Here is a 23438-nt window from a genome sequence, read left to right on the forward strand (position 1 = left end):
AACAGCTCCAACCGAAAGAAGACCCGAAAATGAACCCCGCAGCAAACGAAGCATCAACCATCCCGGCAGACATTGAAGCCATGAGCTACGAGCAGGCCCGGGACGAACTGGTTTCCGTGGTCGGCAGGCTGGAAACCGGAGGCGCCTCCCTGGAGGAATCTCTGGCTCTGTGGGAGCGCGGCGAGCAGCTTGCCACCCGCTGCGAGTCCTGGCTGGAAGGTGCCCGCCGCCGCCTCGATGCTGCCCGCGAGGCGGCCGCCGGCGAATAGCCTCAGCCGAATAGCCTCAGCTGAATAGGCCTGCCCCGAACAGGCCTACTGCTTGTAGGTGCTCAGGAACTCGGCGAGCCGGACCATGGCATCCTCGATGTCATCCACGTTGGGCAGGGTCACCATCCGGAAGTGGTCCGGCCGCACCCAGTTGAAGGCCGTGCCCACGGAGATCAGGATCTTTTGCTGCTTGAGCAGGTCCAGGGCAAACTGCTCGTCGCTGGCGATCGGATAGACCTCGGGGTCCAGCTTCGGGAACAGGTACAGGGCCCCCATGGACAGCTCGCAGCTCACGCCGGGAATGTCGTTGAGCATCTTGTGGGCCAGATCGCGCTGCGCCTTGAGCCTGCCGCCGGGCAGGATCAGGTCATTGATGCTCTGGTAGCCGCCCAGTGCGGTCTGGATGGCGTGCTGCGCGGGAACGTTGGCGCACAGCCGCATGTTCGCGAGCAGATTGATGCCCTCGATGTAGTCCTGGGCCTCATGTTTCGGTCCGGAGATGGCCATCCAGCCGCTGCGGTAGCCGGCAATCCGGTAGGCCTTGGACAGGCCGCTGAAGGTCAGGCACAGGACATCTTCGCCGGTGATCGTGGCTGAGTTCAGGTGCACGGCGTCGTCGTACAAAATCTTTTCGTAGATTTCGTCCGAGAAGATGATCAGCCCGTGCTTGCGGGCCAGGTCCACGATCGCCTTGACGACGTGCTCCGGATAGACCGCCCCGGTGGGGTTGTTGGGGTTGATCAGGACAATCCCCTTGGTGCGGTCGGTGATTTTGGACTCAAGGTCCTCGACGTCCGGCCACCAGTGCTCGTTTTCGTCGCACAGGTAGTGCACAGCGGTTCCGCCGGCAAGTGAGACGGAGGCGGTCCACAGCGGATAGTCCGGAGCGGGCACCAGGATCTCATCGCCGTTGTTCAGCAGCGCCTGGAGCGAAAGCGTAATCAGTTCGCTGACCCCGTTGCCGAGGTAGACGTCATCGACGTCAATGTTCTGGATGCCGCGGCTTTGGTAGTACTGGACGACGGCGGTGCGGGCGGAGAAAATCCCGCGGGAATCGCTGTAGCCCTGGGCCTTGGGAAGGTGGCGCATCATGTCCACCAAGATCGCTTCCGGCGCCTCGAAACCAAAGGGCGCGGGGTTGCCGATATTCAGCTTCAGAATCCGCTGACCGGCTGCTTCCATGCGCTGTGCATGCTCCAGCAGCGGCCCACGGATGTCATAGAGAACGTTGTGGAGCTTGTGGGACTGCTTGAATTCGGCCATGAAAACATGGTGCCACAGGCAGGGACCCCTCCCCGCACATGTGAAGCGGAAAGGGGTCCCTGTAACAACGGCGAACCAAGGGTTAGGCGAAGCCCTTTTCCTCCAGCCACATGCGGGCTGCTTCACTGGGATCCATCTTCTGGTCTCCGCTGACGGCCTGGTTCAGGTCGATCAGGTCCTCGGTGGTCAGTTCCGCAGACACTTTGTTCAGCACCTCTGCAGCCTGGTCATTCACGGCCTGCGAGGAGGCCAGCGGAACCACCTGCTGGGCGGGCCAGTTCTGCAACGGGTCCTCCAGCACCACCAGGTCATTTTCCACAATGGCCGGGGTGGTGGTGTAAATGTCTGCAACCTGCACGTCATCCTTGAGCAGGGCGTCCACGGTCAGCGGCCCGCCGCTGTCACCGATCGGCGTGAACTCCTTGAACTCGCAGCCGTACTTGTCCTTCAACCCGATCAGGCCCTGGACCCGTTCCGCGAATTCCGCCGGTGCAGCCAGCGTCAGCTGGTCACAGACCTTGGCCAGGTCCTCGATGCTCTCCAGCTGATACTTCTCCGCCGTGGCCTTGGTGACCACCATGGCATCCTTGTTCTCGGCGTCGGACGGCTCGAGGATTACCAGGCCCTCGGGCAGGGCACCGGGCAGGGCATCAATGATCTCCCCGGCGTCCACGAGTTCAGTGTCCGGGTCCACTCCCACCAGCAGCGCGCCGGTGTATTCGGGGATCAGGTCAATGGAGCCGTCCTCCAGTGCGGGGAGGTAGACCTCGCGTGAACCGATGCCGAGCTTGGTCTCTGCGGGAATGCCGGCACCGTTCAGCGCACCGGCATAGATCTCCGCCAGGGTGCTGGATTCGGGGAAGTCCGCCGATCCCACCACAATTGTTTCGGCAGCCCCGGACGCAGCGCTTTCCGACGGCGATTCCGAGGCCAGCGGGTCACCTCCGCCGCCGCTGCAGCCGGCCAGCCCGAGGGCCAGGGTGATGCCTCCGGCCAGAACGGTCAGTCCCTTGGGCCGGGCAATCCGGCGCTTGTGCTGCGTCATTGTTTTCCTCCTTGTGAGCCGGCAGCGGAAAATCCGCCGCCGGTGGGTGTAGGTGCGGTCGGAGCTGCTGTACCGGCCGCGGCGACGCGGCCCTTCTGCAGCCCGGGTGAAATCAAGAGACGTGCTGCCAACGCAATCACGGCATCCACTGCAAGCGCCAGCAAGGCAATGATGACCGCGCCGCCGAAGACCCTGCCGTAGTCGCCAACGGCCAGTCCGTCGATGAGGTACCGCCCGAGTCCTCCCAGGTTGATGGTTGCCACCACGGCAGCGGTGGCCACGACCTGCAGTGTGGCGCCCCGCAGTCCGCCGAACAGGACCTTCAGCCCGTTGGGGATTTCAACCCGGAACAGGATCTGCAGTTCCGTCATGCCCATGCTGCGGGCCGAGTCCACGATGCTGCGGTCCACGGCAGCAATCCCCGAATAGGTGCCGGCCAGCAGCGGGGGTACGGCCAGCAGGACCAGGGCCCAAATGGGCGGCATGAGGCCCAGGCCGGCCAGGAGGACAAAGAGGGTCAGCATGCCCAGGGTTGGCAGGGCGCGCAGCAATCCGGAGATGGTCACAACGGCCACCTGGCCGCGGCCGGTGTGTCCGATGAACAAACCAATCGGCACGGAGATGGCCAGGGCAATCAGCAGAGTCAGTCCGGTGTACTGCAGGTGCTCCAGGGTGCGCACCGGAATCCCGGCGGCTCCGGTCCAGTTTGCGGGATCCGTCAGCCATTCCCAGCCCTGCCCCAGGGCATTGGTGGAGGTGTATTCGGTGCGGGGAATCGTCACGGCCACCGGATTACGCCCCCTTCAGTGCGACGTCGGGCGCCGCTGCCGGGGTGCCGGGGGCGGCCTGGTCTCTGGTCCCGGGGACGCCGGCAGTGCCGGCGTCCCCGCGCCTGCGCAACCCGAACATGCCTGCGGAGGCTCCCGGAACCCGGCCGGCGCGCAGCCAGGGCGTCAGCGCACGCTGCAGCAGCACGAACACCAGGTCCATCAGGAAGGCCAGGACAAGCGTGGCAACAATGCCCACCACAATCTCGGTGATGAAGTAGCGGCGCAGTCCGTCCCGGAAGAAGAAGCCCAGGTTTTCCACTCCGATGAGGGCGCCCACGCTGACCATCGAGATGTTGCTGACCGACACCACCCGCAGCCCGGCAATCAGGACCGGAACGGACAGCGGCAGGTCCACGGTGAGGAACCGGCGCAGCGGCCGGTATCCCATGGCGACGGCGGCCTGCCGGACGCCGTCGTCCACTGAGTCGAAGGCGTCAACGGCCACGCGCAGCATCAGCGCCACGGCGTAGATGGTCAGCGCGATGATGATGTTGCTGATGTCCAGGATGCGGGTTCCAAGGATGGCGGGCAGCGTCACGAAAAGCGCCAGGGACGGAATCGTGTAGAGCAGCGACCCGGCGGCAAGAATGATGCCGCGGACGCGGTTGCTGTTGCGGACCAGGGCTGCCAGCGGCACCGCGATGAGGATGCCCAGCACCAGCGGCACGATGGACTGGTACAGGTGCAGTCCGGTCAGCCGGAACACCTGGTCGGTGTGGGCGAGGAACCATTCCATGTCAGCCCGCACTCCGCTGCAGCCTGGCCTGCTCGATGAGTTCCAGCACCTCGGCGGCCCTAATGGTTCCCGTGACGCGGTTTTCCGGGTCCACCGCTACGCCCAGCCCCGCGGGGGAAGACAGTGCGGCGTCGAGCGCCTGCCGCAGGGTTTCCCCCTCGCGGTACAGCGACCCTCCCGGGACCAGCTGATCCGCGGCAGTGAACGACGCGCGCCGGGACGCCGGCACCCAGCCCAGCGGCCGCCCGCCGTCGTCGACCGCGAGCGCCCAGTCCTCCTCCACAGCCACCGCAGGATTCGCCAGCTCGGAGGGTGTCAGGAGCTGCACCGGATGCAGCGGCACACCGTTTCCCGCTTGGAAGGACAGATGCCGGAACCCGCGGTCCCGCCCCACGAAGCCGGCCACAAAGTCATCCACCGGGGCCCGCAGGATTTCTTCGGGTGCCGCGTACTGGGCCAGCCGTCCGCCCGCGCCGAAAACCGCGACCTTGTCTCCCAGGATTGTTGCTTCATCAATGTCGTGGGTGACAAAAACAATGGTTTTGGCCAGGTCCCGCTGCAGGCGCAGCAGTTCCTGCTGCAATTCGGCACGCACCACCGGATCCACGGCGCTGAACGGCTCATCCATGAGCAGTACGGGCGGATCTGCGGCGAGCGCCCGCGCCACGCCGACCCGCTGCTGCTGTCCCCCCGAAAGCTGTGCCGGGTACCGTCCGCCCATTGCAGAGGCCAGCCCGACGACGTCGAGCAGTTCTGCGGCACGGGCACGGGCGCTGGTCCGGGACTGTCCGTTGAGGCGCGGAACGGTTGCCACGTTGTCCAGTACGGTGCGGTGCGGCATCAGGCCGGCGGACTGCATAACGTATCCCATGGACCGCCTGAGCTGGGGAGCTTTGACCCCGCTGACGTCCGCGCCGTCCACTGTGATGGTTCCGGACGTGGGTTCCACCATGCGGTTGATCATTCGCAGGGATGTTGTCTTTCCGCAGCCCGAGGGTCCAACAAAGACGGTGACGGCACCGCGGTCGATGTCCATGCTCAGGTTCTCCACGGCGGGCGAGGCCGAGCCGGCGAAGGACTTGGTGACACCGCGGAAGGTGATCATCGGTTCGACGGCCCGCGGGGCGGAGTCCGGCAGGGTCATGGGGAAACCTTCCGTTTTTTGTGCGGGAGTCCCGCCTCTGGCCGCGGGGGGTCCGCAGACGGGCCGTCCTGACGTGTGTTTACGGTAGGACACCCGGTGGATGTAGTCCAGCAGATCATTCGGAACGGACAGCCGGGCGGATGGCTGCCATCTTCAGCCCCACCTGCACCAGGGGTGCCGGTCCCAGCTCGGGAACCCGGTCCAGCGGCACCCAGGCTGCCTCGTCGGTGCTGCCGCCCAGCTCATGGGTGAGCGTCCCTGACAGGACACGGGCACGGTAGACGATCCGCAGTGCGTGGAGCAGGTTCCGGTTTTCGCCGGGAAAGCGGTGCTCCGGTTCGATGAAGATGCTGTCCACCCCCAGCAGCTCCTCCGGTTCCACAAAATAGCCGGTCTCCTCGCGGACTTCCCGCACGACGGCGGCGGTCGCGTCTTCACGCACCTCGAGTCCTCCCCCGGGCAGGGTCCAGCTGGAATAGCCGTGGTCACGCCAGTGCGAGAGCAGGATGCTGCCGTTTCGGATGATGACGGCGTATGCGCCCACCCGGGTGTCGAAACTTTCAGCCACGCTGGACGTCCTGCGCGGCCAAATACCGGACACCGTGCACCGGGTCCTGTTCCAGGAACCGGATGCCGGTCAGCCCGGCGCGTTCCAGGTCCTGGCGCAGCCGGTCCCGGAGCAGCGGCTGATACATGCCCAGGCCACCGCCAACCACCACGGGGCCGCTAATGTCCAGCAACCGGGCAGTATCCGCCGCCAGCCCCGCCAGGTGACGCGCTCCTGCCGCCACAATTTCGCTGCCCGCGGCGCTGCCCTGCGTTGCGGCATCAAAGACCACTGAGGCTTTCGAGGCCCAGTACCGGCGCCCGGTGCCGGTGTCGTGAAACAGGGCGATGAGTTGCTCCGGATCGGTCACTGAGCAGGCGGTCAGCAGCGCGGCGGACAACTCATCCGGCTGCTGGCGAAGGTTGAAGCGGCGCAGGGCATGCCGGACGGCTTCACGCGCCATCCAGTAAGCGCTGCCCTCATCGCCCAGAAGGTAACCCCAGCCTCCGCAGCGGGCCTCTTCCCCGGTCGGGTTGAGCCCCCACGCCACGGATCCGGTCCCGGCAATCAGGGCAATGCCGGCCGGCGTCTGTCCGGCCGCCAGGATCAGGCGGGTGTCATGGATGACGTCCACCGCGGCGCCTGGAACGTGGGGGCTGATCAGCGCACGGAGCGCGTCGGCGTCGTCGGCGGTGTCAATGCCGCCGGAACCGGCGATAACGCGGTTCGCCGGAACGGAGCCCAAAGCCGTAAAAATCTCGGCGAGGTTGGCGGCAGCCTGCGCCGGGGCAACGTTCTGGACATTGGCGCTGCCGCTCACTGCTTCCCCGGCGGGAACCCCGTCAACGAGGAGCAGCCCGTGGGTTTTGGTTCCGCCGATGTCCAGGCCAATGATGATCTGGCCGGAACCGCTGCTTTGTGCCCCGCGGAGAATGTCCATTTGTCCACCCTACTTTCCTGGAGCGCCGAGCGGCACTTGCGGAGCGCTTTCGGTGCGGTCAGGAATGTTCCCGGGAACGGACCAGAAGCTCCTGGGCTGCGGCCAGCGTTCGGACCGCTGCCTCCGTTCCCCGCCCCGCCGCACCGGCCACGAGGGTCAGCGCCACGGCGGCCGCCCGGGAGTAGAGAGCGGCGGGATCCGTTTCGGCCGCGAAGGCGCCTGCAAAGCGGTCCGCGGAGGCCCTCAGACCCGGGCTCCGCGGGTTTACCGCCGCAAAAACAAACAGGTGCCCCGTAAAACAAGCGAGATCATCCACCAGGTGTCCGGGGCCGAGGGCGTCCACATCCAGCATTCCGCTGATCTTCCACCCGGCCCGGCCTGGGTTGTCTACGAGGAGGTTGCCGCCGTGAAAGTCACCGTGCGCGGTCACCAGCGGGCCCGGATCGGCAGCGCGGACCGCAGCGTCGATTTCGCGGGCACACCGGGTAATCCGTTCCGCCTCCTGCGGGAACGCGACGGCGGCCCCCGCGGCGTAGTCCACAACGCGTTCGGCCCATGCCGGTCTGCGGCGAAAAGCCAGTGCCTCCGGCGGCAGTCCCGCCAGGAGATCGAGCAGCGACCGCGGGTCAACATCATCCGGGGACACATGGAGGTGCTGATGCAGGGAACGGCCTGGAAGTGCCCGCAGGGCCAGGACACTGTCCGGCTCCGGAACGGCTCCGACGGGGATCTCCAGCAGCGCAGGCACGGGAAGTCCCGCAGCTGCCGCCGCTTCCAGCCGGCGGCGAAGCCCGGGAGCCAGTCCCGGCTGCAGAACTTTGAGGTAGGCCGTGGCACCTTCGAAGGTGCCGCGGACGACTGCGCGGCGCAGCGGCCGGTAAGCCGCCAGGGTCAAGGACGCCCGGGCGCCGTCCGTTCCGGCGTCAAAGAGGTCCCGGGCCACGGCGCCGGGGCTGGTAGCCCAGGCCAAACCCGACAGGACAGGGTCCCGGGGATGCACCCAGAGTCTCACTGCCGTACCGTCCGCAGAGCCCCGCACGGTCCGGCGGCTTTGTTCAGGGGTCAATGCAGCGGTGGTTGCACCCACCTGCACTTGTACGGGTTGGCGGCCGCTGTCGGCTGAACCGCGGCGGGGTACTGCTTCGACCCGGTACAAGGCACTGATTCCTGCACCCGGACGGTGATGGGTGCGCAGGTGGCTCCAGGACAGGGGCACCAACCCCAGCGGACGCACCGCAGCCATCAGCGGTCCGGACATGCCCGGACCTTCCAAACGGGATTTCTTAAGCGCGGCGGCGCTGGAGCACATCGTCGAGATTGATCTTGCCGGTCCCGGGAGCTGCCTCGGCTCCGGCGGAGTCCGAGGACTCTGTAACCGCGGGGGTAACCCCGGCGCGGAGGGACGTGCGGCCGGCAGGCTTGGGGGTCTGCGGCGGAACAAGCGGTTCCGGTGCCGGGCGCTGGGCCACGGGTGCTTCCACATAAATCGGCTTGGGCACTGCAACCGGTTCCCACGGGGTGGTGGAGGTTTTCGGCGGTCCGGCAGGGCCCTGCGGGGTTGAGGCGGCAGCGAAATCGAGGGCTGCACTGCGCAGTTCCGCTGCTGTGAGCGGTCGGTCGGAAGAACCGGGCGCCGTGGAGACTGTGGCCTGACCCGGAGCTCCGGCCGCGGCGGACCCGCTGTCGGCGCCCGGGGTGCTTTCAGCGTCAAACAGGACAGTTTCACGCTGCGGCCTTACGGGCTCCGGGGAAACTTCCTGCGGCTCGTCCACCTCGTACGCCGGCTCCGGTGCTGACACCGGCTGGTGCCGGCTCCCGGCGCTCATGGCAGCCCGAAAGGCTGCGTCGACGCGGCGGCGTCGGTCACGTACCGCGAGGGCACGTAGCGAGGCAACTGCGGCCCCGGCCAGGACGACTCCGACCAGGGGCATCCACCATGAAGCAGCACCGAAAGCGGCCAGCGGGAGTCCAAGGACAACTGCGGCCAGGGCCAGCGCACCCATCAGGGCCAGTGCGGTGCGGCCGTAACGGACGCGGAAAACCGGCTGCGGGCCCTGGTGCCCGCGCGGCGCGTCCGGGGACGGTGTCCGGGAAGCATGGTTTCCAAGCCCGGCGGCGGACTCGTTGTACGAGGTGGACTCGTTGTACATAGTGGTGTTTCCCTGCTGGGACAGTCCATCAGCGGAGATGGAAGAGCGGATGGCTGTTGAGGAGGGAGCCGGGCGGACCGCCGGCCGGTGGGCTGCCGGCACCAGTGCGGTGCCTGACAGGCGGAATATATAGGGGGCAACCCACAGCAGCCAGAGACCAACGGTGACGGCCAGGATCAGGGAGCTGTTAAGAGGGAAGTCCACAACTACGACGTTATGAGCTAATGCACAGGTGACTGCGCATTCGTGTCGGTGTGTCGGAGTTCAGTGCCAAAAAAGGATGCCCTGCTGTCATGTCCTGGCCAGCCAGCGGGTCAGCAATCCCTCCGGAACATCTTCGGTAGTGAGGGCAAAGCTGCGGTGATCAGCCCATTGACCGGCAATGTGCAAATATCGTTTCCGCAGCCCTTCATCACGAAAACCCAGCTTTTCGACAACGCGAAGGCTGGCGGCGTTCTCCGGTTTGATGTTGATTTCCATCCGATGGAGTCCAAGGGCACCAAAGCAGTGGTCCGTAGCCAGAGCAACCGCTGTCGGCGCGATCCCCCGGCCGGCCCTCGCTTCGTCCACCCAGTACCCCAGGGTGGCCATGCGGGCTGATCCCCAGACAATGGTGGACACGGTCAGCTGCCCCGCAATCGCCGGCGCAGAACGCAGTCCCTCGCGTTCAGTGATGAGGAAAGGGAGTGCTGTTTCCTGGCGCGCCTGCTGGTTCAGGCTGCGCACCATAGCCGCATAGGACGGAAGGTCGCCGCCGGGAAGCGGATTGCTTGCTTCCCAGGGCGCCATCCATTGGGCATTGCGGATGCGGAGGTCCGTCCACTCGCGCCGGTCGCGGTAGCGGATGGGGCGCAGCCCCAGGTCGCCGCATTCCAGCGTCACCGGCCAGATGGCCGACCCCCACACGACATCAGCTTTCGAGCGTACCGGTGAAGTCCTTGAGCCACTCGCGCAGGTCCGGACCGAGGTCCTCGCGCTCGGAGGCCAGCGTCACTACGGCTTTCAGGTAGCTCAGCTTGTCACCGGTGTCATACCGGCGGCCGCGGAACACGACGCCGTACACGCCGGCGCCTTCACCCTCTTCCCGTGCGGCCAGGGTCTGCAGGGCATCGGTCAGCTGGATTTCTCCGCCGCGTCCGGGGCCGGTTTCCTCCAGCACATCGAACACCGCCGGGTGCAGGACATACCTGCCTATAACGGCAAGGTTGGACGGTGCGTCAGCAACATCCGGCTTTTCCACCAGCTTGTTCACACGGACGTAGTCTTCGCCTTCGACCACGGAGATGTCGGCGCAGCCATAGGCGCTGATCTGCTCCGGCTCCACCTCGATGAGGGCAATAACCGAACCGCCGGTCTTGGCCTGGACCTCGACCATCTTGGTCAGGAGTTCGTCACGGGCGTCAATCAGATCATCACCGAGGAGTACAGCGAACGGCTCATCTCCGACGTGAAGCTTGGCCCGCAGCACGGCGTGTCCCAGACCCTTGGGGTCACCCTGGCGCAGGTAGTGGATCTCGCCGAGTTCAGAAGCCGCCCGCACCAGTGCAAGTTTTTCGAGATCGCCCTTATCCTCAAGCGTCTTTTCGATAAAAGGGACGCGGTCAAAGTGGTCTTCGAGGGATCGTTTGTTACGGCCGGTAATCATCAGGATGTCGGACATACCGGAATTGACGGCCTCCTCCACCACATATTGAATGGCGGGCTTATCCACTACCGGCAGCATTTCCTTCGGCATGGCTTTGGTTGCCGGCAGGAAACGGGTACCCAGCCCGGCTGCGGGAATTACGGCTTTGGTTACGGTGGCACGTGAAGTCATGTCCGTAAGAGTACATAAGCGGGGCCCCATTCCACCAAATGCGCGCCATTTTCACGCCGCGGTTGGGACAATGGTCGGATGCCTCACTCTGCTGCTTCCAAGGACCAGGCCCGGAACGAATATCGACGGCGCCGGCGGGAGCTGCCATCCGCCGCTGCGCTGGTTGCCGGCCGGTCGCTGGCAGCCCGTGCTTTCACCGTCATTCCGCGTTTGGTGTCCCCCGCTGCCACGGTGGCCGCGTACCTGTCCGCCGGACGTGAACCTGACACAGGTCCGCTGCTGGCAGGACTGCACGCGGGGGGATACGACGTCGTGGTTCCGGTCTGCGAGCCTGAGCGCCAGCTTTCCTGGTGCCGCTGGACACCCGAATCATCCCTCGTACCCGGGTTATTCCCGTCCGTTCCCGAACCTGCCGGGCCCAGGCTGTCAGTGCAGGACCTCCCAAACCTCGAACTGCTCCTCATCCCGGCCCTGGCCGTTGATGCCGAGGGGATGCGGATGGGCAAGGGCGGCGGCTACTACGACCGGTTCCTGTCCGGTTTCAGGGCCATGGGTAACGCCGCCCCGGCGGTTGGCGTGGTCTATGACCAGGAATTTGTGTCTGCAGGGTCCTGGGAATCCGATTCCCTGGACCAGCCGGTGAACGCAGTGCTGACCCCCTCACAGTGGACGAATCTGCCGCTTAGGCCGGTGTATAGTTAGCACTCAAGGGCACCGAGTGCCAGCCGGGCCTGACAGTAGTCAGTGAATCAGCCGGGCCGGGGCCCTGACATCTTGGTTTTCAGGAGGAGTAAGTAACAGTGCCTACGTATGCCTATGCCTGCAAGGACTGCAGCCACACGTTCGATATCCAGCAGTCCTTCACCGATGACACCCTGACGGTTTGCCCCGAGTGCAGCGGCAACCTGAGGAAGAAGTTCAACAGTGTAGGGGTGGTGTTCAAGGGGTCGGGTTTTTACCGCACTGATTCCCGCGATGCCAAGAGCACCCTTCCGGCAGCACCGGCCAAGACTGACAGTGCTTCGTCCACTGCCTCTACAGCTACCTCGTCACCGGCACCGGCAACTTCTTCCGCGTCCGCAGGATCCTCCGGCTCGTCCTCAGGCAAGGGCTCTTCCGCCGCTTAGCGGCCCAACGCTCCTCCCCAGCGGGCATACGGGGACATTCGGGGAAGAAATATCCTCAGCAGCCCGAACGATGCGTTCCTGCCCGGTTGACCGGGCCTAGGTTCGGTGCGTGAGTCCTTACCCCGCACCAAAACCCCGTTTCGCCTCCGCCCTTCGCCTGCGGTTGAAAAGATTCCTGCTCCGCCGCAGGCGCCTGCTCGCGGCCCTCTTGTGCTGCGCCGCCGCGGGCACAGCCGTCCAGGCGCTGTTGCCGCCTGCTGCCGGTGAAAATTCACTTGTCGTCTCGGCCTCGGACCTGCCGGCCGGAGCCGTACTCACGTCACGGGACCTCCGGACGGTGACGGTTCCGGCAGCAACACTGCCCCCGGGCTCATTCGCTGCCCCTGGACAGGCTGCCGGCCAGCGGCTGGCCACTCCCCTGAAGCAGGGCAGCCCGGTGCTGCAGACATCGCTGGTGGGTAAAGGACTCCTGACCGGAGCCCCGCCCGGTTCCGTGGCGGTGGCGATCCGCCCAGCCGATCCTGCCATGGTTGCGCTGTTGGCCCCTGGACAGCTGGTGGACGTGGTCCTCGCAGGCTCCGACGGCATGCAGCATCCGGACAGCCCGGTGCTTCTCGCCTCCGGAGCACCCATCCTGTGGACGGCTGCGGACGGTGCTTCCGCGTGGCCGGGTTCCGCCGAAACCGATGCCATGGTGGTATTGGCGGCCGCACCTGACCAGGCTGCCGCCCTTGCCTCCGCCTCGGGGTCCGGCCTGGTTCACCTGATCCTTACCGGGGGCTGAGCTTTCGCTGCGACGGCAGTGGCAGTCCCGGGGACGACAGTGTCAGTCCCAGTGCGGCGGCCGCTGTTCGAGCAGCCAGGTGTCCCGGTCCTCGGGTTCATCGCCCCACACCCGGGGATCGTCCTCCGCGGCCTTGGCCTTGAGTTCGGCCGGGGCTTCTTCCTTCCGTGCCGGCAGCGGGCGGGGGACGGTGCCCCCGCTCGCGCGGCGGTGCGGCTTCCGGGGCGTCACGGCCGCCGTGCCTCCCGGCTTGATGCATCGGGATCAGTCTCGGGCTTGGGTGCAACCGTGCCGCGTTCCCTGATCCGGCTGCTGCCGTGCGGTTTTGAGGGGAGGCTGCCGCGGCGGGCAAGCGACCCGCTGACGGAAGTCCCCCCGGACTGGACCGGCTTTCCTTCACCTTCCCTGGGTGCGGGCAGGTTGAGGTATCGTCCCACCAGATCCGCGCAGGCTGACGGATCGCTGAAAACCTCAATGGTCCACAGCGGCATATAGCGCCACCCCAGACGTTCCAGCAGCTGGGGCCGCAGCCGGCTGCGCTCACGCACGCTCATTGTCCGGTACCGCTCGGTGCCGTCGGACTCGATGGCCATCGGCACGGCGGGTTCACCGTCGGCGTTGCTGCCGTCAACGGTAGCCACAATATCGATGGCTCCCTGATAGTGGTCCCACACTTTGGCACCGCGGGCCCGCAGCCGGTTGACGAGGTCAGCCACCAGCGGATCCTCCTCCATGATCCCGCCTGCAATGTTCTCAGCTCCGCGGGGTGCCGAACCCGTTTCGGCAGCTTCGCTGCGCTGGGCGGCGGAAGGCGCCGACTGGTCCAGTTCCCGTTTGATGAGGTCGTAGAAATCGAGGGCACCATACCCGAGGCGGGACTTGTCCAGGTCCTCGGGCCGGAAACAGGTCAGGACATGCAGCCTGCTGCGGGCACGGGTCATGGCGGTGAGGAACTTTCCCCGCCCGTCGGACGCGGACAGCGGCCCGAAGGTGTGCAGTGCACGGCCGTGGGGAGTGCGCCCGAACCCGAGGGAGAAAATCACGCTGTCGCGCACCAGCCCGGCCGCGCGGTCCACGGGGACCACCCGGAAGGATTCCTTGCCCGGAGTGAAGAAGTCGGAGGCCCAGGGGAAATTGGCCATCTGCACCCGGATTGCCTCGGCAACACGCACGGCATGCCGCGGGCTGGCCGTGACAACTGCCAGGGACTGGTGCGGACGGCGGCGGATGTGCTCGAAGACCAGGTCTACAACGCGGTTGACCTCGGCGGCCACGCTTTCGACACCCTCGTGGTCGGCGCTGGGCATACCCGTGCCGTCCGCCAGGTATTCGACCGTGAGCGGACGTTCAGCGGAAGAAACCTCGGCGCCGCGCGGAACCATGGTCAGGCGGCCGTCATAGAAACTGCGGCTCAGCTGATTCATGAGTGCGCGGTCAGTGCCGCGGTACACGGTGGACAGCGTCCGGGTCGGCAGGACGGCGGTCAGGGCTTCGAAAACACTGACGAGGTCATGCTGCTCCCCCGCCGGACGGGAGGGTTCAACGCCAATCGTGAACGGCCTCGGACCGCCAAGCTCCCCGTCACCGAAAGCGATGACCTGGGCGGCCCGTGCCAGGGCGGGAACCGCGGACTGCAGGGAGGTGGATTCGGCGTCGAGGACAATGACGGCGTCAAAGGACCTGGTGCCGGGCAGCACCATGGGCAGGACCAGCGGACTGGCGGCCCAGACCGGCAGCAGTGCGGAAACCAGCTCGGCTGACTGAGCGCACAGGTCCGGCAGGGTGAGCGGACCGTTCTTGATGGCGTCGCGCAGAGCGGCTGCATCGGAGGGCGCAGCCTTCACTCCACGGCGCCACCTGTCCGCGAGGGCAAACCGCACCCGGGCGCTGCCGGAGGCAATGTGCGCGTTGTCCGCCAGACGGTATTCGGCTTCAAGCCGGCGCAGGCTGTCGCCGTCGGACATAGCCAAATAATCATCGCCGCTGATCATTGCTTCAAGAGCCGACTGCCACCAGGCAAGCTCAAGCTCATAGCCAACCTGCCGCGGCTGGACTTCACGGGCTTCGAGGTCATCCAGCAGCTCGCCCAGACCCTGGCCGCGCATTTCGTCCAGCAGGAGGGTGCGTTCGGGCAGGGTTTCCAGCGTCTCCCGGTCCCCGGCCAGCGCATCGAGCTGCTTCTCCAGCTCATCCAGCGTCAGCTCGGCGAGGTTCGGCTTGGCCGGCGTCCCGTCGAGAATGCCTGTGAGGGTGTCCAGTTGGTCCTTGACGGTGATGTAGGACCGGTTGATGTCGGCCAGCCCGGTGGGCACCGAGGGGTGGCGCTGCGTAGTGGCGTAGCGGCCCCACACGGCGCGCTGCTGCTGGACCTCAACCAGTGAGGAGTGCAGGTCTGAAATGTGCACCCCGGGCCGGATGTACTCCTTGGCGACCCGCCGCAGGCGGGACCGGGTCATGGAGCTCATGTCCACGGCGCGTTCACGCCGCCAGGACGAGGATGCCGTGGCGGAAATCAGGTCACTGACCGGACGGTCGAAGATGTCCGGGGTGAACTTGTCCAGGCTTTCACGCACCGCGACCAGCAGCTCCAGCTGCTCGCCCCACTGTGCAAAGGTTTCACCAAGGCGGATCTGCGAATGTTCGGCAACGGACTGCACCTGTGCGCGCAGTTCAGGCAGGTCCCGGGCCAGGCTTTGGGTGAGCTCGTACGCCTCTTCCGTTTCCTTGCGGTTGAGCAGCTTGGCGCCGAACCAGGGGCTGGTGGTGGCGGCACGGCTGAAGCTGCCCAGTTCCGCGGCCCGGCGCAGCCTTCCGGTCAGCTCGGTCCGGTCCGTGATGCTGTCCAGGACACTGCGCTTGAGCCGGACAGTCGTGGCCGGGGCAGGGCTCATGGACGTGAGTTCCGCCAGGGACTGCATGGCCTGGTAGGGCGAGCAGCCCCAGCGCCGGCGAACATTGTGCAGTGATTTCACGTGGTCGCGCAGCTGGTGCCGGTTGGAGACCAGAACCTTGTGCAGGCTTTCCAGATCCGGGTCCGCAGCCTTTTCGTTGCGGACGATGGCCCGAATCAACTGATCCTTCAGCTGCTGCTCAGTCAGGCCGGCGTTGATTTGGAGCACGGCGGATCCCAGGTGCAGGGAATCCAGCGCGGAGACAAACTGATTCAGCGTCCCGCGGCGTTCGGCCACCACGAGAACGGACTTCCCCGCATGGACCAGCGCAGCCGCGGCATTGAGGGCAGTTTGCGTCTGTCCGGTTCCGGGAGGCGCGGAGACCACCAGTGACTGGCCGTCCAGGATCAGGTCCAGGACGTCCTGCTGCTCATGGTCGGCATCCAGTACCAGCAGCTCATCGGCCGGCAGCCGGTCATCCAACGGCGGCAGTGCGGGATCCTTGGCATCCGGGGCGGCGCTGCCCGTGCCGCGTGCGGAGTCCATCAGGGCCCGCAGGATGGGGTGGGCCGGGTCCAGGGCGCTGTCTTCAGCCAGATCCGACAAATCAGCGAAGGTGGAGACCAGGAGGCGGTGTTCAATGTTGATGCCGCGGACCCCCTCCGTGACGGCCCGCAGTTTTTCCAGGACCGGGTGCGGATCAAACCTCGCGGTGCCGTAGGCAAGACGCGCCAGTGCCTCGACGTCGATGTCCAGGCCCTGTTCATGCTGCAGGTGGCGGACAAAAGCGGGGTTCAGGGCTGCCTTGTCGGTGAGCTGCAGCTCATAGTCGTCCTGTGAGGGGTGCACGGTCAGCGAGACCGGGGTCAGCAGGACCGGAGCCGTGAGCGACTCGGGGCGGACGGCGTCGTCGTCAGCGTAGCGCCAGGAGGCGGTGCCGGCGGCCAGGTAGCCGACGTCGATGCCGCGGTCCGTGCCGAGCTCGTAAATTTTCGCACGCAGCAGGCGCCCGGCCTTCATGGCGGCACCGTACTGCTCTGAGTCGCGCAGCAGGGTGGACAGGCGCGTGCGGCGTCCCGCCAGCAGCTGGGCCAGCCCGGACGGGTGCGCATGGGTCAGATCGATGCTGTTGGAGGGTGACGGGGTGAAGTGAAGCAACGTGTCCGATCCGGCATGCTGTCCCAGTTGTCCCAGCCACGGCAGCAGGAAGTCCGAGGCGTTGTCCCCGGGATTCTGCTCAGACACTGGTGCCCTCTTTTCTGCACTTCCGCGCGACGTTCTTGACCAAATTGGCATACCTTCCAAACTATCGCTTCCTGCCGGGTTTACCCGACATAGCAACGCGGGGGACAGCCTGTTCGGCTGTCCCCCGCGGTCAATCTACTCCCACTCGATGGTTCCCGGCGGCTTGGACGTCACGTCCAGCACCACGCGGTTGATCCCGTCGACTTCATTGGTAATGCGGTTGGAGATGCGTGCCAGCAGGTCATACGGCAGGCGTGACCAGTCAGCAGTCATTGCGTCTTCGCTGGAAACCGGCCGCAGGACGATCGGATGTCCGTAGGTGCGGCCGTCGCCCTGGACGCCCACGCTGCGCACATCGGCCAGCAGGACAACCGGCATCTGCCATACGTCGTTGTCCAGGCCGGCTGCGGTCAGCTCGGCGCGGGCGATCGCGTCGGCGCGGCGCAACAGGTCCAGGCGTTCCTGGTTGACCTCGCCGATGATGCGGATACCCAGTCCGGGGCCGGGGAACGGCTGGCGTCCCACGATCTCGGCCGGCAGGCCCAGCTCGCGGCCCACGGCGCGGACCTCGTCCTTGAACAGGGCCCGCAGGGGTTCCACCAGCTCGAACTTCAGGTCCTCGGGCAGCCCGCCCACGTTGTGGTGGCTCTTGATGTTGGCTGCACCCTCGCCGCCGCCGGATTCGACGACGTCCGGGTACAGGGTGCCCTGAACGAGGAAGCGGATGGGTTCACCGGCAGCAGCTGCCTCGGCCATGATGGCGCGCTCGGCTTCCTCGAACGCGCGGATGAACTCGCGGCCGATGATCTTGCGCTTGGTTTCCGGATCCGTGACGCCGGCGAGGGCTTCGAGGAAGCGCTTCTGCTCATTGGCGACGTAGAGGTTGACGCCGGTGGAGGCCACGAAGTCGCGCTCCACCTGCTCGGCTTCACCCTCGCGCAGCAGGCCGTGGTCCACGAACACGCAGGTCAGCTGGTCGCCGACGGCACGCTGCACCAGTGCTGCGGCAACGGCGGAGTCGACGCCGCCGGAGAGCCCGCAGATCACGCGGGAGCTGCCCACCTGCTCGCGGATGCGTTCGACCTGCTCTTCCACAATGTTGCCCGTGGTCCAGCTGCGGTCCAGGCGTGCACCCTTGAACAGGAAGTTCTCCAGGACGGACTGGCCGTGCGCGGAGTGCTTCACCTCCGGGTGCCACTGGACGCCGTAGAGCTGCTTCTCTTCGTTGGCGAAAGCCGCAACGGGGGCACCGGCCGTGGTGGCCAGCACGTCGAATCCGGGCGGGGCTTCCTGGACGCTGTCACCGTGGCTCATCCACGTGTTCTGCTGTTCCGGCGTGCCCTCAAGGATGGAGCGCGGGCCTCCGACGGCGGTGGCGTCGGTGGAGCCGTATTCGCGCAGGCCGGTTTTGGCGACCTTGCCGCCCAGGGCGTTGGCCATGGCCTGGAAGCCGTAGCAGATGCCCAGGACGGGGACACCTGCCTCAAACAGGCCTTCGCTGACTGCGGGGGCGCCTTCGGCGTAAACGCTGGAAGGGCCGCCGGAAAGGATGATCGCGGCCGGGTTCTTCGCCAGGATCTGTTCCGTGGTCCAGGTGTGGGGCACCACCTCGGAATAGACATCTGCATCGCGTACCCGGCGGGCAATGAGCTGGGCGTACTGGGCGCCGAAGTCCACAACTAGGACAGGGCGCTCTTCTATGGGAGGGGTCGCGGAATTAGTCACGCTTCAAGGATAGTCGCCGGAGCATCCGCGCCGCACATCCGCGTGGAGGCCGGTGCCTCAGTAGCGCTTGGCCGCTTCCGGATGGGCAGCGAGTTCCGCAAGGACCTGTTTGTGCGTACGGCCCTCCACAATGAAGGACAGGAAGGGCACCACACCGCCCAGGGCGATCAGGATGAACTTCGAGAACGGCCAGCGCATCAGCTGCCACAGGCGGAAGTCAGCCAGCAGGTAGACCACGTACAACCAGCCGTGGGCAATCAGCACACCCGTGAAAAGGTTCAGCGGGCCAACGGTGATCTCCTCGATCTTCAACCCGTATTTGAGGATCATCTCAATGCACAACAGGAGAAGAAACACACCCGTGACGTAGGAAGAAACCTTGTAAAAGGTCAGGGCCGAACGGATCTGGGCGTGGGTGCCGCCAAAACGGCGCTTCTTCCGGCGCGGTTTCTTGGTTGCTGCGGGTGCCCCGGCGGGGGCCTGTACTGGATCGCTCACTTCTGTACCTCACTGGTCGGTGCCGGATGCCCCGGGACGGGGCCCTCGTCGTCGTCGTCGTCGTAATAATCGTCGTCGTCCTCGAGGGAACGCTGGTGGGCATCCGCCACGAGGCGCCACCACAGGAAGACGGAGAACCCGGCGAAGACCACCCACTCGATGGCGTAGAAGATGTTCATCCAGTTCACTGAAGTTTCCTGGGGCTGCGCATCCACGTCGACTACGCGCATGTCTCCGGTTTCCGGAGCCTCACCGTCCACCGTGATCTCGTTGGCAGTGACGAACGCCGCATACCCCGGGGTGTCCCAGACATTGATCAGTTCGGCGCTGGAGAGGCTGGGCAGGACCCCTTCCTCTTCGGGTGCCTTTGCGATGGGGCCTTCGGGCGGCAGCAGGCGGCCGACGACGACGGCGTCCCCGGACGGGGCGGGTTCGGCATCGCCGGGCTCGGCAACCCAGCCGCGGACCACCGGCATGACGGCGCCGTCCGGCGCTCCCTCCACGGCGAATGCGGTGACCACCCAGTATCCGCGGTCCCCGTCGTACAGCCGCTGGTCAATCAGTACGGTGTCCTCACCACGGAAGGAACCGTTCATGGAGACCATCTGGTCTGCCTCGGTGCCCATCAGTTCCACACCGGGGGTGAACACCTCGGTGAGGGGACGGACGTTTTCGGTTTCACCTGCGGCGGGCGGCAGCTCACTCTCGGCGGTCGAAAACTGCCACTGGCTCAGGAGCACGAAGACCGTCGAGATCGCAAGCGCAAAGAGAAGGGCGGCGATCCAGCGGGGTTGCAGGGCAGTTTTCAGCACCCCTTAACCGTACTTCGTACCCGTGTAGAAAACCCAATGCCTGCTGTGCGCAGCTCGGGCACCCGCGGCATCAGCAGGCGCCGTCAATGGTCAAAAAACACCAGCGAGGAGTTGATCAGTTCGGAAATGACTTCGGCGTCGTTGGCCCGGCGGAGCGAATCCCGGAAGGCCGGGCGGAACAGCGACCGCGCGATGGTGGCCAGGACTTCCAAGTGTTCAGAGAAGGCTTTGGCAGGCGTGGCTATCAGCAGAATCACCGTGGCCGGTCCGTCCGACGCACCAAAATCAATGCTGTGCCCGTAGCGGGTGATCCCCACGGCAATTGAGGTCTGCACCACTTCCTCGCTGCGCGCGTGCGGCATGCCGATGCCGCCGGGCAGCCCGGTGGCCATTTGGTGTTCCCGGGCATTGACCTGCTCCAGGAACACCTCCAAATTACGGATCCGTCCCTGGTCATACATCCGCCGGGCAAGCTGGGCTGCCGCATCCGAGCGGTCGGCCGCTTCCATCTGCAGAATGACCATTTCAGGGACCGTCAGGACGGCGCCCTTTTCATTCAGGGAGAGTTCAGGTTCCACTTCCGTTGGTTCCGGTTCAGGCCAGCGGAGCGATGTCGTGGGCCTTCAACCGTGCTGCGTCGGCCGAAACGTCATCGGGCTGTTCCTGGCTGCGCCGCTCGGCTTCCACCCGCGCCTCGTAGTGGGCCACTTCCTGCTCCACCCGCTCCGGACTCCAGTTCAGGATGGGCGCCATGAGTTCGGCCACAACCGGGGCAGCGGAGACTCCCCGGTCCCACGACTCGATGGAGATGCGGGTGCGCCGGGCCAGGACGTCCTCCACATGCCGGGCACCCTCGGACGTGGTGGCATACACCACTTCGGCGCGCAGGTAATCGTCTGCTCCGGGCAGGGGCTCCCCCAGCTCAGGATTGGCACGGATCAGTTCCAGCACCTCGTTAGCCAGGGATCCGTAACGGTTGAGCAGATGCTCCACCCGGACCACATGGACTCCGTAGTGCTCCGCAGTGCGGTGCCGGAGATTCCAGGCAGCCTTATAGCCCACCGCACCCAGCAGCGGGATGGTGGAGGTGCAGCTTTCCGGCACCTTCCCGTCCAGCGCCCGGGCGGCCTCATCCACGGCATCCTTCGCCATGACCCGGTAGGTGGTCCATTTGCCGCCGGCAACAACCACCAGCCCCGGCACGGGATGGGCCACCACATGTTCGCGGGAGAGTTTGGCCGTGGAATCATTCTCGCCGGCGAGCAGCGGCCGCAGGCCGGCGTAGACGCCTTCAACGTCCTCGCGCGTCAGCGGAGTTTTCAGCACGCTGTTCACATGCTCCAGCAAGTAGTCGATGTCCGCCGAGGTTGCTGCGGGATGTGCCTTGTCCAGATTCCAGTCGGTGTCCGTAGTGCCCACAATCCAGTGCCGGCCCCACGGGATCACGAACAGCACGGATTTTTCCGTGCGCAGGATCATGCCCACGGTGGACTGGATCCGGTCGCGGGGAACCACCAGGTGCACACCCTTGGACGCCCGGACTTTCAGCTGTCCCCGGTCCGTCACCATGGCCTGGGTTTCGTCGGTCCACACGCCGGTGGCATTGACCACCTGGCGGGCGAACACATCGAATTCCCGGCCGGTCTCGGAGTCCTTGACCCGGGCGCCCACTACACGCTCACCCTCGCGAAGGAAGTCCACCACGGACACCCGGTTGGCCACGGTGGCGCCGTAGTGCGCTGAGGTGCGGACCATGTTGGCAACGTACCGGGCGTCGTCCACCTGGGCGTCGTAGTAGCGGATGGAGCCAACCATGGCGTCATCCTTCAGGCTGGGCGCCGCCCGGAGGGTGGCTTTTTTGCTGAGGTGCTTGTGCATCGGCACCCCGCGGGAATTACCGGAGGTCAGGCCCATGGTGTCGTACAGCATGATGCCGGCACCAACGTAGGGCCGCTCATAGAACCGGTGTGTCAGCGGGTAGAGGAACGGTACGGGCTTGACCAGGTGCGGGGCGATCCGCTGAATCAGCAGGCCGCGTTCCTTTAGCGCCTCGGCTACGAGGGCAAAATCCAGCATCTCCAGATAACGCAGACCGCCGTGAATGAGCTTGGAGGAACGCGACGACGTGCCCGATGCCCAGTCCCGGGCCTCCACCATGCCCACTTTGAGTCCGCGGGTGACTGCGTCCAGGGCGGCACCGGCACCCACCACGCCGCCGCCAACAATCAGGATGTCCAGTTGCTGGCCGGGCTCCGCCGTGGAACGCAGCGCCGCCAGGGCGTCCTCCCGGTATTCCGGACTGAGTGCATCTTTGCTCATGGTCAAGATTTCCTCTCTGGGACGCGCTGGCGGCGCAGTGGTCTTTGCAGCCACTGTAGGGAACTACATGGCGGATAGGTAGGGCGCGACCAGCACCTCAATGCGCTGGAAGGCTTTCACATCGGAGTAACCCGTGGTGGCCATGGCACGACGCAGGGCACCCATCAGGTTGGACGTGCCGTTGGTGTGGTGCGACGGGCCCCAGAGAACTTCCTGCAGCGGGCCGACGGTGTCCAGCCGGACCCTGTCGCCGCGGGGAAGTTCGCTGTGGTGGGCTTCCTGGCCCCAGTGCCATCCCTGTCCGGGGGCTTCTTCCGCCCGGGCCAGAGCCGATCCGAGCATCACGGCGTCCGCGCCCATGGCGATCGCCTTGACGATGTCACCGCTGGTGCCCATTCCGCCGTCGGCGATCACGTGGACGTAGCGTCCGCCTGACTCGTCCATGTAATCGCGGCGCGCCTCGGCGATGTCTGCGATCGCGGTGGCCATGGGGGCGTGGATGCCCAGTGCCCGGCGGGTGGTGGTGGTCGCTCCCCCGCCGAAGCCGACCAGGACGCCGGCGGCTCCGGTGCGCATCAGGTGCAGGGCCGGGGTGTAGCCGGCCGCGCCGCCCACGATGACGGGAACGTCCAGTTCGTAGATGAACTGCTTGAGGTTCAGCGGCTCAACGGTCTTGGAGACGTGCTCGGCAGAGACGGTGGTGCCGCGGATGACGAAGATGTCCACGCCGGCGGCCAGGACGGTCTTGTAGAACTCCTGGGTGCGCTGCGGGGTCAGGGAGCCGGCAACGGTCACGCCGGCGTCGCGCACCTCGGCCAGGCGGGAGGTGATCAGCTCCGCCTGGATGGGTGCTTCATAGATTTCCTGCAGCCGGCGGGTGGCCGCGGGATTAAAGTTATCTTCACTGAGAACCGCGATCTCATCCAGCAGCGGCTGGGGGTCCTCGTAACGGGTCCACAGCCCTTCAAGGTTCAACACGCCCAATCCGCCCAGGCGGCCCATCGCTATAGCGGTGGCCGGGGACATCACCGAGTCCATGGGGGCTCCCATGACCGGCATTTCAAACTGGTAGGCGTCGATCTGCCAGTTGATGGAAACATCCTGCGGGTCCCGCGTCCGGCGGGACGGCACAATTGCCACATCATCGAGGGAGTAGGCTCGGCGCCCACGCTTGCCACGGCCAATTTCTATCTCATTGCTCACGCCTCTAGGTTATCCCAGCTTTGGAAGCCGGGCCTTAAAGCAGCAGCAACCGCATCCTTCCCCGTCATTTGGAGGATGGATGCGGCTGCTGCCG

General features: G+C 65.9%; 23 protein-coding genes. 4 read left to right on the top strand and 19 right to left on the bottom strand.

Annotated features, from left to right (window positions below):
- Positions 1 to 29: 29 nt before the first annotated feature.
- On the top strand, positions 30 to 269 hold the full coding sequence (locus KG104_RS13950) for an exodeoxyribonuclease VII small subunit (RefSeq protein WP_104102740.1): 240 nt from the start codon (positions 30 to 32) through the stop codon (positions 267 to 269).
- A 45-nt stretch (positions 270 to 314) separates the two neighbouring features.
- On the opposite strand, the gene KG104_RS13955 is transcribed toward KG104_RS13950, so the two are convergent.
- The 11 genes from KG104_RS13955 to galU form a co-directional block, all read right to left on the bottom strand.
- Positions 315 to 1532, bottom strand: coding sequence for a pyridoxal phosphate-dependent aminotransferase (locus KG104_RS13955; protein WP_207347925.1), 1218 nt, complete (start codon positions 1530 to 1532; stop codon positions 315 to 317).
- An 82-nt stretch (positions 1533 to 1614) separates the two neighbouring features.
- Positions 1615 to 2577, bottom strand: a complete 963-nt coding sequence (locus tag KG104_RS13960) for an ABC transporter substrate-binding protein (protein ID WP_104052668.1) — start codon at positions 2575 to 2577, stop codon at positions 1615 to 1617.
- The gene (locus KG104_RS13965) at positions 2574 to 3359 is read right to left on the bottom strand and encodes an ABC transporter permease (RefSeq protein WP_237688599.1); all 786 of its coding nucleotides are present in this window, start codon (positions 3357 to 3359) and stop codon (positions 2574 to 2576) included. The genes KG104_RS13960 and KG104_RS13965 overlap by 4 nt, the downstream gene beginning before the upstream one ends.
- A gap of 10 nt (positions 3360 to 3369) precedes the next feature.
- Positions 3370 to 4143, bottom strand: coding sequence for an ABC transporter permease (locus KG104_RS13970; protein WP_207347924.1), 774 nt, complete (start codon positions 4141 to 4143; stop codon positions 3370 to 3372).
- Position 4144: 1 nt separating this feature from the next.
- On the bottom strand, positions 4145 to 5287 hold the full coding sequence (locus KG104_RS13975; RefSeq protein ID WP_273545195.1) for an ABC transporter ATP-binding protein: 1143 nt from the start codon (positions 5285 to 5287) through the stop codon (positions 4145 to 4147).
- Positions 5288 to 5402: 115 nt separating this feature from the next.
- Positions 5403 to 5855 (bottom strand): NUDIX hydrolase, encoded by a 453-nt coding sequence (locus KG104_RS13980; protein WP_207347923.1) that lies wholly within the window; start codon positions 5853 to 5855, stop codon positions 5403 to 5405.
- The gene (locus KG104_RS13985; RefSeq protein WP_207347922.1) at positions 5848 to 6774 is read right to left on the bottom strand and encodes an N-acetylglucosamine kinase; all 927 of its coding nucleotides are present in this window, start codon (positions 6772 to 6774) and stop codon (positions 5848 to 5850) included. Before KG104_RS13985 ends, KG104_RS13980 begins: the two co-directional genes overlap by 8 nt.
- Before the next feature lie 58 nt (positions 6775 to 6832).
- Positions 6833 to 8032: an aminoglycoside phosphotransferase family protein gene (locus KG104_RS13990; protein WP_207347921.1), complete on the bottom strand. Its 1200-nt coding sequence runs from the start codon at positions 8030 to 8032 to the stop codon at positions 6833 to 6835.
- Positions 8033 to 8057: 25 nt separating this feature from the next.
- On the bottom strand, positions 8058 to 9128 hold the full coding sequence (locus KG104_RS13995; RefSeq protein ID WP_207347920.1) for a hypothetical protein: 1071 nt from the start codon (positions 9126 to 9128) through the stop codon (positions 8058 to 8060).
- An 87-nt stretch (positions 9129 to 9215) separates the two neighbouring features.
- A complete protein-coding gene (locus KG104_RS14000) occupies positions 9216 to 9830 on the bottom strand; it encodes a GNAT family N-acetyltransferase (protein ID WP_104052673.1) in 615 nt (204 codons plus the stop codon).
- 4 nt (positions 9831 to 9834) lie between these two features.
- The gene (gene galU / locus KG104_RS14005) at positions 9835 to 10740 is read right to left on the bottom strand and encodes a UTP--glucose-1-phosphate uridylyltransferase GalU (RefSeq protein WP_104052674.1); all 906 of its coding nucleotides are present in this window, start codon (positions 10738 to 10740) and stop codon (positions 9835 to 9837) included.
- 78 nt (positions 10741 to 10818) lie between these two features.
- Between galU and KG104_RS14010 the strand changes: the two genes are divergently transcribed.
- The 3 genes from KG104_RS14010 (at position 10819) to cpaB (ending at position 12651) form a co-directional block, all read left to right on the top strand.
- On the top strand, positions 10819 to 11442 hold the full coding sequence (locus KG104_RS14010; RefSeq protein WP_207347919.1) for a 5-formyltetrahydrofolate cyclo-ligase: 624 nt from the start codon (positions 10819 to 10821) through the stop codon (positions 11440 to 11442).
- A 98-nt stretch (positions 11443 to 11540) separates the two neighbouring features.
- Positions 11541 to 11867 carry an FmdB family zinc ribbon protein gene (locus KG104_RS14015; RefSeq protein ID WP_207347918.1) on the top strand — a complete coding sequence of 109 codons (327 nt, stop codon included), beginning with the start codon at positions 11541 to 11543 and terminating at the stop codon, positions 11865 to 11867.
- 109 nt (positions 11868 to 11976) lie between these two features.
- On the top strand, positions 11977 to 12651 hold the full coding sequence (cpaB, locus tag KG104_RS14020; RefSeq protein ID WP_237688600.1) for a Flp pilus assembly protein CpaB: 675 nt from the start codon (positions 11977 to 11979) through the stop codon (positions 12649 to 12651).
- A 42-nt stretch (positions 12652 to 12693) separates the two neighbouring features.
- On the opposite strand, the gene KG104_RS14025 is transcribed toward cpaB, so the two are convergent.
- From KG104_RS14025 to KG104_RS14060, 8 genes are all read right to left on the bottom strand, one after another.
- Entirely contained in the window at positions 12694 to 12882 is a 189-nt protein-coding gene (locus KG104_RS14025; protein WP_104052677.1) for a hypothetical protein, read from the bottom strand.
- A complete protein-coding gene (locus tag KG104_RS14030; RefSeq protein ID WP_181032225.1) occupies positions 12879 to 16787 on the bottom strand; it encodes a DUF4011 domain-containing protein in 3909 nt (1302 codons plus the stop codon). The genes KG104_RS14025 and KG104_RS14030 overlap by 4 nt, the downstream gene beginning before the upstream one ends.
- 135 nt (positions 16788 to 16922) lie before the next feature.
- Entirely contained in the window at positions 16923 to 18512 is a 1590-nt protein-coding gene (guaA, locus tag KG104_RS14035; protein ID WP_104052678.1) for a glutamine-hydrolyzing GMP synthase, read from the bottom strand.
- A gap of 57 nt (positions 18513 to 18569) precedes the next feature.
- Positions 18570 to 19010 carry a DUF3817 domain-containing protein gene (locus tag KG104_RS14040; RefSeq protein WP_104052679.1) on the bottom strand — a complete coding sequence of 147 codons (441 nt, stop codon included), beginning with the start codon at positions 19008 to 19010 and terminating at the stop codon, positions 18570 to 18572.
- On the bottom strand, positions 19007 to 19822 hold the full coding sequence (locus KG104_RS14045; RefSeq protein ID WP_237688601.1) for an SURF1 family protein: 816 nt from the start codon (positions 19820 to 19822) through the stop codon (positions 19007 to 19009). Before KG104_RS14045 ends, KG104_RS14040 begins: the two co-directional genes overlap by 4 nt.
- An 83-nt stretch (positions 19823 to 19905) precedes the next feature.
- Positions 19906 to 20346 carry a PTS sugar transporter subunit IIA gene (locus KG104_RS14050; protein WP_104102747.1) on the bottom strand — a complete coding sequence of 147 codons (441 nt, stop codon included), beginning with the start codon at positions 20344 to 20346 and terminating at the stop codon, positions 19906 to 19908.
- 70 nt (positions 20347 to 20416) lie between these two features.
- Entirely contained in the window at positions 20417 to 22141 is a 1725-nt protein-coding gene (locus tag KG104_RS14055) for a glycerol-3-phosphate dehydrogenase/oxidase (RefSeq protein WP_104160458.1), read from the bottom strand.
- Between the two features lie 63 nt (positions 22142 to 22204).
- Entirely contained in the window at positions 22205 to 23344 is a 1140-nt protein-coding gene (locus KG104_RS14060; protein WP_104052681.1) for a GuaB3 family IMP dehydrogenase-related protein, read from the bottom strand.
- Positions 23345 to 23438: the final 94 nt, after the last annotated feature.

This window comes from Arthrobacter sunyaminii, from assembly GCF_018866305.1.
Classification (GTDB): Bacteria; Actinomycetota; Actinomycetes; order Actinomycetales; family Micrococcaceae; genus Arthrobacter_B; species Arthrobacter_B sunyaminii.